Annotated in this window: 2 protein-coding genes; one reads left to right on the top strand and one right to left on the bottom strand. The window is 74.1% G+C overall.

What is annotated here, in order from left to right; genetic code table 11:
- Positions 1 to 602 precede the first annotated feature (602 nt).
- Complete coding sequence (locus ACJA3G_RS32270) at positions 603 to 1,592, top strand: hypothetical protein (RefSeq protein ID WP_406556587.1); 990 nt, start codon at positions 603 to 605, stop codon at positions 1,590 to 1,592.
- Positions 1,593 to 1,669: 77 nt separating this feature from the next.
- Here ACJA3G_RS32270 and ACJA3G_RS32275 read toward each other — a convergent pair.
- On the bottom strand, positions 1,670 to 3,909 hold a 2,240-nt coding region (locus tag ACJA3G_RS32275), incomplete at its 5' end, for an ATP-binding protein (protein ID WP_406556588.1).

Below are 3,909 nucleotides of genomic sequence, written 5' to 3' on the forward strand. Positions count from 1 at the left end.
CCCCCCGCCCCTCCCTCCTCGTCCTGGAAAGGCACCTCATGGCAACCAGCAAGCCGAACGGCTCGGCGTCCGGCACCTCCTCGGGTTCTCCGTCCGGTCCCCCGCTCTCCCGCGCGGTCGCGGTTTCCGCCCCCGTCGAAGAGCCCGCCTCCGGCTTGCTCCCGGAGGCGAAGGCAGCAGTGGCAGCCGGCACGGGAGCGGGGAGGGACACCCGGGAGTCCGGCGGCACGGCCGTGCCGGCTGCCGCCGTGCCGACCGGGTCTCCCGTCACAAGCACCATCGGGGGCTGCACGCCAAGATCGGCGGCCCAGCCCGCTGCCGAAGCCCGACCGGGCACCGCGGCGGAACCCATATCCTCATCCGAGACGAATGCCGGGGCCGAGGCCGAGTCCGAGGCCGGGGCCAAGCCCGGGACCGAGCTCACGACCGCAGCCCGCACAGCCACCCAAACCGCGCCCAGAACCCGGACCAAGGTGTCCCTGAGCCGATCCGGTTCGGCGGCGACAGCGAGAGCGCGGTCTTCCGCCGTCCCCGCATCCGAATCCGGTGCCGGCTCCACCGGCAAGCCCGCCTTGCGCCCCCTCGGCCGCCCCACCAAGCCCATGATCGCCGCCGCTGTCGTCGGCGGTCTCCTGCTCGTTGGCACGCCCTTCCTCGTCGCCGGCCTGTCCGGACCCGACGACAAGTCCCCTTCCGCGTCCGGCCAGGGCCCCGCGGGCAGTCCTCTCGGCGAGGACGGCTCCGGGCCCGGCGTCGTGCCCGGCCAGCAGAACGCCCCCGACAACGGCCGCGTCGACAGCGCGGCCCCCGGCGCCAAGGGCGGCGACACGGCGGTGCCGGGCGCGGCGAGGAACGGCACCGGAGACGCGTTGCACGAAGGAGGCAACGCTCTCCACGAGAGTTCCGGCAACGGCACCGGGCCCCGCGGCGAAGTCGGTCAGACGCCCGTCGGCTCCCCCGTGACGGGTACGAATGCCGGTTCCACGAATGCCGGCTCTAAGACCGTTCCGGCCGCCGATCCGAAGCCATCGAGCGACTCCGGCACGAGTGGGTCCGGCAGTGGGCGGCAGTCGGTGCAGCGGCCCACGCCGGTCACGTACTCCCACCTGATCGGACCCGGTTGCGACACTACGGGCTTCGCCACCTCGGACCGGTCCACCAACGGCACGAAGGGCTGGCGCGGCAGCTGGAACAGCCAGAAGGGCTACGGCTGCAACGGCCTGTTCTACAGCCTGCCGCTGTCGAACAGCACGTCCAAGCCCAGCGGTGCCTTTGCCCAATGGCGGTTCTCCACCGGCAAGGTGACCAAGGGAACCTGCGCGGTCCAGGTCTACATCCCGGGCGTCAAGGACATCTCGTACGTCGGCGGCAGCCCGGCGCACTACACCGTGTACCGCTCCTTCAAGCCCCAGTCCAGCACGCAGGTCGGCACCTTCGAGATCAACCAGGCAGCGCATCTGGGGCAGTGGGTGTCAGCCGGTACCTTCCGCGTGGACCAGGCGCGGCTGTCCGTCGTCCTGGACAACCGCGGCAAGACCTCCGGTAACCGGCACGCGGCAGCCGCCCCGGTCAAAATCAGCTGCTCGGAGTAGGATCCGCCGCACACTCCCCGCGGCTCAACGGGCCCACGCGGCGGGCCCGTTGAGCCGCGACGCCGGCCCGGAACGTGTCACACCGGCACCCGTTCCGTCCACTTCCGCTGCAGCTCCTGCGCCCTGGCGACGCCTTCCTTGTAACCGAGGCGCTCGGCGTCCTCCAGGGCGCGCCGGACGCAGACCGCGGCCTCCTCGCGCTCGCCCCGCGCGCACAGTGCCTCGGCCCGGGTCAGGCGCAGCATCACGTGGCGTATTGCGGGCAGGCCGGGGCGGCCGGCCAGGACGGACAGCGCGTGCGTCGTGCACCGCACGGTGTCGTCCATGGCACCGCTCGCCAGGTGCAGGCGCGCCTTCAGCTCCAGTGCGAGAAGCTCTGTCAGGGAGTCTCCCGCCGCCCGGGCCAGTTCGGTGGCGCGGGCCAGGTGGGTCTGTGAACTCGGCAGATCGCCCTTGCGTTCCAGCGCCAGCGCCAGGTTGACCAGGGCCGTCGCCTCGCTCGACGGGTCGTTGGCCCGGGCCGCGAGGCCCGGCGCCAGTTCCAGGTGCGTCAGCGCTTCCGGCAGCCGGTCCTCCTCCAGCAGGACCCAGCCGAGGAGCGCCCGCACCCGGGTTTCGGCATCGGGGTCGTCGAGGCCGACGGCGGCGTCCAGCGCCTCTTCGAGCAGGGGTACCCAGCCGTCCCGTACGTTCCAGGTGATGTACGGCCACTGCAGGACGACCAGACGCCAGGCCCGGTCCTCGTGTCCGGCGGCACGGGCCGCCGCGACGGCGGCGGCCAGGTTCTCCCGCTCGGCCGCGTACCACCGCAGGGACTCCTGACGGCTCGTGAACTTCCGTGTGGTGTGCGGCACATATGCGCCCGATGGCGTCGTGCAGCACGGCTGGTCCTCCGGCGCGGAGACGAACGCGGCGGCCAGCGCGGTGGCGACGTAGGAGTCCAGCAGCCGCAGCAACGCACCCCGGTCGCGGGGCAGGCCGCGCGCGTACAGGCGTACCAGGTCGTGAAGGGAGTAGCGGCCCGGTGCGTGCTCGGTGAGCAGGTGGGCTCCGGTGAGCCGGTCGAGCGCCTCGCCGGCGGCCACGGGGTCCCGGTCGCTCAGCGCTGCCGCCGCGCTCCGGTCCAGGTCGGGGCCGGGGAGTGCGCCCAGCAGGGCGAACAGCCGGGCGGGCTCGGCGGGCAGGCCCTGGACGGTGAGCCGCAGCGCGGCGGCGACGCCCGCATCCTCGTTGTCCTCCAGCGAGAGGAGGGACAGCCGGCGCTGCTCGTCGGCGAGTTCGGCGGCGAAGTCGGTCAGCTTCCAGCCGGGGCGGGTGGCGAGCTGTGCCGCCGTGATGCGCAGCGCGAGCGGCAGTCCGTCGCAGAGCGCCGCGAGCCGGGCGGCGGCCTCGGGTTCGGCCGCCACCCGGGCGCGGCCGACCGCCGACGCGAGCAGTTCGACGGCGTCGTGCGGGTCCAGCAGGCCCAGGGGGACGGGCCGGGCCAGTTCTTCGGCGATCAGACCGCTCAGACGCAGCCTTGAGGTGACGAGGGTCGTCGAGCGGGTACCGGCGGGCAGCAGCGGGCGGACCTGGTCCACGCTGCGGGCGTTGTCGAGGACGACCAACAGAGTGCTGCTCTCGGTCAGCTCGCGGTACAACGCGGCGGCGCCCACGGCGGTTTCGGGCTGCTCGCGCGGTTTGACGCCGAGGGCGAGCAGGAACTCCCGTATCAGCTCGTCGGGCTGTACGGGGTCGTCACCGAAGCCGCGCAGGTCGGCGTAGAGCGCACCATCGGGGAAGCGTTCCTGCCGCCGCTGGGACCAGTGCAGGGCGAGCGCCGTCTTCCCGACTCCGGCCGCGCCGGTGAGCAGCGCGATGGCGCCGTCGTCCGTGGCCTGGTCGAGTGCGGCGAATTCCCCGTCGCGGCCGTGGAAGCCCCGGGCCGCCCGGGGCAGCAGACGGGGTGCCGGCCGCCTGCCGGGTGTGGCCGGCCGGTCCTGGACCACCCGCTCCGCGTGGTCCGACGCCTGCGCCACCGGGGCGGTGTCGTCCTGCCGCGCCCGCTCATGGGTCTCAGTCCCGTGCGGCCCGACCGGCGCTGGCACGCTCGGCCACCGGGCTTCGAACCGCGCGGGCGCGGCGCTGTCGGTGCGCGCGGTGAGCCGGTACTCGGCGGGGGTATCCCGCGCCGCGGGCACGCCACGCGGCKCGCCCGCGGTGGTCCGCACCGCCACGGGCCTGCCTTCGCCGGTCCCGGGCGGTCGGGTGACCACACCGGGCCCCACCGGCCTGCCCACCCCGGCGGTCATGGCCGCCGGGGTGGGCAGGCCGGTGG

This window comes from Streptomyces sp. YS-3, from assembly GCF_045257485.1.
Classification (GTDB): Bacteria; Actinomycetota; Actinomycetes; order Streptomycetales; family Streptomycetaceae; genus Streptomyces.